Annotated in this window: 5 protein-coding genes and 1 pseudogene; all 6 read left to right on the top strand. The window is 78.1% G+C overall.

Features of this window, described 5'->3' with window-relative positions:
• The coding region (locus ACFU5J_RS21860) for a hypothetical protein (RefSeq protein WP_430580115.1) at positions 1 to 691 on the top strand (691 nt) is incomplete at its 5' end.
• Between the two features lie 86 nt (positions 692 to 777).
• The gene (locus ACFU5J_RS21855; protein WP_430580114.1) at positions 778 to 1,011 is read left to right on the top strand and encodes a hypothetical protein; all 234 of its coding nucleotides are present in this window, start codon (positions 778 to 780) and stop codon (positions 1,009 to 1,011) included.
• A 19-nt stretch (positions 1,012 to 1,030) separates the two neighbouring features.
• Positions 1,031 to 2,146, top strand: coding sequence for an adenosine deaminase (locus tag ACFU5J_RS21850; RefSeq protein ID WP_430580113.1), 1,116 nt, complete (start codon positions 1,031 to 1,033; stop codon positions 2,144 to 2,146).
• On the top strand, positions 2,143 to 2,862 hold the full coding sequence (deoC, locus tag ACFU5J_RS21845) for a deoxyribose-phosphate aldolase (protein ID WP_430574923.1): 720 nt from the start codon (positions 2,143 to 2,145) through the stop codon (positions 2,860 to 2,862). Before ACFU5J_RS21850 ends, deoC begins: the two co-directional genes overlap by 4 nt.
• The gene (locus ACFU5J_RS21840) at positions 2,852 to 3,502 is read left to right on the top strand and encodes an ATP-binding cassette domain-containing protein (protein ID WP_430580112.1); all 651 of its coding nucleotides are present in this window, start codon (positions 2,852 to 2,854) and stop codon (positions 3,500 to 3,502) included. Before deoC ends, ACFU5J_RS21840 begins: the two co-directional genes overlap by 11 nt.
• A 67-nt stretch (positions 3,503 to 3,569) precedes the next feature.
• A pseudogene (locus ACFU5J_RS21835) lies at positions 3,570 to 4,132 on the top strand (hypothetical protein); the annotation flags it as partial.

Raw genomic sequence — 4,132 nt, 5'->3', positions numbered from 1 at the left:
GGCGTGGGTGCTCGACCCGCTCGGCCGCGACGCGCCGATGCCGGCGCCGGGCCGCCCCCGCGCCCTCACGCTGCCGGCGGCCGAGGGCGTGGTGGCGCCCGCGCGGCAGGTCGACGAGCGCAGCTGCGGCCCGGCGGTGCTCGCGCTGCTGCGCCTCGCCGGCGACCCGCGCCGCGCGCTCGAGCTGAGCCGGTGGCCCGAAGGGGCCGCGGCGGCGTTCGCGGCCCAGCAGCGGGCCCTGCACCGGCAGGCGACCCACGGCGCGCGCGGCGTGCCCGTGTGGCCGGCCGCCCTCGGCACGCCGCCGTGGGGCGCCGCCCGGGTCGCCCGGTACGGCCGGGTGCGGTACGCGCACCGCGTGGTGGGCGGCCGGTCCGCGCCCGGCGTCCTCGGCGCGGCTCTGGCCGCCGCGGCCGCCGGCGTGCCCGTCCCGCTCTACACGGGCGGCGACCTCGCCCGCGGCGCGGCGACGGCGGTACCCCGCCACGTGGTGCTGCTCACCGCCGTGCGCGGCGGGCTGGCCACGCTCTACGAGCCGTCGTCCGGGCGCCTGCACGCGGTGCCGCGGGCGGCCCTCGAGGCGGCCGGCGGCACCCGTCGTGCGCCCGCGACCGGGCGCCTGCCGGAGGCCGCGCTGGGCGGCTGGCCCCACGTGGTGTGGGCGCTGCTGCCCCGCGACGCACGCGGCTGACCGGTCGCGCCGGGCTCCTCTGGCGCGCCACCCGGGGCGGGGTCACGATGGGTGGGCGCACCGCCGTCGAGCGAAGGAGGAGCTCCATGAGCACCGTCCCGGAGGACGCCCGGCAAGACGCCGGCGCACAGGGCACGGACGACACGACCAGCCTGGTCGAGGACGCCGAGACCACCGAGCAGGAGCCCCGCGCGGCCGAGGAGTACCGCCCGCGGCACGCCCGCCCGGACCTCGACGACGAGGCCGCGGAGGCGGACGTCGTGGAGCAGAGCCAGGAGGTGCCGGGGCTCGACGATCCCGACGCCGACGACGACGCCTGACGGCCGGTAGGTTGGCCCCATGACGCAAGCGCTCGTCGACCTGATCCCGGCCCTGCCCAAGGTGCTCCTGCACGACCATCTCGACGGAGGACTGCGACCGCAGACCGTCCTCGAGCTCGCCGCGGAGGTGGGCCACGAGCTCCCGGCGTCGGACGCCGAGTCGCTCGGGACGTGGTTCGTGGAGGCCGCGGACTCGGGGTCCCTGGTGCGGTACCTGGAGACGTTCGACCACACGATCGCCGTCATGCAGACGGCCGACGCCCTGGCCCGGGTCGCGCGGGAGGCCGTGCTGGACCTGGCCGCGGACGGCGTCGTGTACACCGAGCAGCGCTGGGCCCCCGAGCAGCACCTGGGCCGCGGGCTCAACCTCCAGGAGACGGTCGAGGCCGTGCAGGCGGGCATCGACGAGGGCATCCGCGAGGCCGCCGCCCGCGGGCAGATCATCCGCGTGGGCCAGCTGGTCACCGCCATGCGGCACACCGACCGCTGGCAGGAGATCGCCGAGCTCGCCGTCGCGTACCGCGACCGCGGCGTCGTGGGCTTCGACATCGCCGGCCCGGAGGACGGCTTCCCGCCGTCGCGCCACGCCGAGATCTGGCGCTACCTCGCCGAGCAGGACTTCCCGACCACGATCCACGCCGGCGAGGCGGCCGGCCCGGCGTCGATCGCCCAGGCGGTGCACCTGGGCCAGGCCGACCGGATCGGCCACGGCGTGCGCATCGTGGAGGACGTCACCTTCCACGAGGGCTTCGACGACGACGGCGAGCGGCGCGCCGAGCTGGGCCGCCTGGCGCACTGGGTGCGCGACCACCAGATCACGCTGGAGGTCTGCCCGGTCTCGAACCTGCAGACCGCGGCGACGACGGCGACGTCGGTGGCCGACCACCCCATCACGCGCCTCAAGGAGCTGGACTTCGCGGTCACGCTCAACACCGACAACCGCCTCATGTCGCGCACCTCGATGTCGCACGAGATGACGCGGCTCGTCACCGAGGCCGGCTGGACCATCGACGACCTCGCGGACGTCACGCTGACCGCCGCGTGGAGCACGTTCATGCACCACGACGAGCGCCGCGCCCTCGTCGACGACGTCATCCTGCCGGGCTACCAGCAGGTCGAAGGAGCGCAGCGATGAGCGACGCAGCCCGCACCGTCCCCACCGACGCGGCGGCCCTGGCCCAGTTCGTGGACCACACGCTGCTCAAGCCCGAGGCGACGACGGCGGACGTGACGGCGCTGGTCGAGGAGGGCGCCCGCCTCGGCGTCTTCTCGGTCTGCATCTCGCCGACGTTCGTCGCGCACGCCGCCCGCGTCGCGGCGGGCCGGATCGCCGTGGCGACGGTGTGCGGCTTCCCGTCGGGCAAGCACGTCAGCGCGGTGAAGGCGGCGGAGGCCGCCCGGGCGGTGGCCGACGGCGCCGACGAGGTCGACATGGTGATCGACGTCGGGGCGGCCAAGGAGGGCGCGTTCGACGCCGTCCGCGCCGACATCGCGGCCGTGCGGGCGGCCGTGCCCGCCGAGCACCTGCTCAAGGTCATCATCGAGGCCGCGGCGCTGACGGACGACGAGATCGTCGCCGTCTGCCGGGCGGCGCGGGACGCGGGCGCCGACTTCGTGAAGACCTCCACGGGGTTCCACCCCGCGGGCGGCGCGTCCGTGCACGCCGTCGCCCTGATGGCGGAGACCGTGGGCGACGCCCTGGGCGTGAAGGCCTCGGGCGGGGTCCGCACGCTGGACGACGCGCTCGCCATGATCGGCGCCGGCGCCACACGGCTGGGCCTCTCGGGGACCGCGGGCGTGCTCGCGGGCTTCTCCGGCGAGGCCCCGGCCGCCGGCGGCAGTGGCTACTGAACCGCTCGTCGAGGTCAGCGACGCGACCCGCACCCACGGCACCGTGCAGGTGCTCGGGCCGACGTCGCTGACGCTCGGCCCGGGGGAGGCGGCCGCCGTCGTCGGCCCCAACGGCAGCGGCAAGTCGACGCTGCTGCGCCTGGTCGCCGGCAAGGACGAGCCGACGACCGGGCGGGTGCGGGTGCTCGGCCTGCCCGCCGGGCAGGCGCGCCTGCGCCGTCGCGAGGACGTCGCGGTGCTGCTCGGCGGGCTGTCCGCCTACCCGGACCTCACCGTCGCCGAGCACCTGCGGCTCGTGGCGTCGGCGTGGGCGGGTCGGCACCCGGGCCCCGACGTCGAGACCGCCCTCGCGGCGGCCGAGCTCGACCGCGTCCGCGACCAGCTCCCCGGCGAGCTGTCCTCGGGCGAGGGACAGATGTTCGCCCTCGTGACCACGCTGTACCGGCCCGCCCGCCTCGTGCTGCTCGACGAGCCGGAGCAGCGCCTCGACGCCCGCTGGCGCGCCGTCGCCCGCCGCCTCGTCGCGGGCGCGCTCGACGCCGGCCGCGCGCTGCTCGTCGCGACCCACGACCCGGACCTGCGCGCGGACCTCGCGCACCGGGGGCGCGCGGTCGAGCTCGCGGCGCCGGGGCCCCGGTGACGGGCGCGACGACGGACCCCGGGACCCGCTCGGGCGCGGGCGCCGCGACCTGCGGGGGGTCCCCGCGGTGAGCGTCGCCGACGCGGGGCACGTGGACGACGGCTCCCGCGTGCCCTACCGCCGCTGGCGCCGCTGGGTGGCGTCGCTGCGCCGCCGGGCGGTCGTCGTGCGGGCCGCAGAGAGCGGCGGGGACCCGCACGACCGGGTCTACCTGGCGTACGGCGTGGTGCTCCTCGCGCTCGTGTACGGGCCGATCCTGTGGTCCGCGCTCGTCCAGGCCGCGGCCGCGGTGGCGTGGCCCGCGGGGGGCGGGGGCGTGGTGTCCGCGGTCGCCGGGGGTGCCCTGGCGCTGGGCGCGCTGGGCGCCGGCGGGATCGCGGCGGCGCGCGGGGGCGGCCCGCTGTGGACCAGCCCCGCGGAGGCGACCTTCGCCCTGGGCGGCCAGTTCGCCCCGCACGACGTGCTCCGCCGCCGCGCGGCGTGGCTCGTGGCGGGCGCGGCCGCCGTCGGGGCGTTCGTCGGCAGCGCCGTGGCCCAGGGCGCGGTCGGCGGGGGCACGGCGGGCGGCGTCGCGTCCGCCACGCCGCTCGCGGGGGCCGTCGCCGCGCTGCTCGCGCAGGTGCCCCTGGC

It is taken from the genome of Isoptericola sp. NPDC057559 (genome assembly GCF_042801555.1).
Taxonomy (GTDB): domain Bacteria; phylum Actinomycetota; class Actinomycetes; order Actinomycetales; family Cellulomonadaceae; genus Isoptericola.
Note: the sequence above shows the minus strand (reverse complement) of the source record. Positions and strands in the feature narration are given on the sequence as shown.

Coding starts and splice junctions, on each gene's coding strand:
- ACFU5J_RS21855 (WP_430580114.1), top strand. CDS start 778: ATGAGCACCGTCCCGGAGGACGCCCGGCAAGACGCCGGCGCACAGGGC.
- ACFU5J_RS21850 (WP_430580113.1), top strand. CDS start 1,031: ATGACGCAAGCGCTCGTCGACCTGATCCCGGCCCTGCCCAAGGTGCTC.
- deoC (WP_430574923.1), top strand. CDS start 2,143: ATGAGCGACGCAGCCCGCACCGTCCCCACCGACGCGGCGGCCCTGGCC.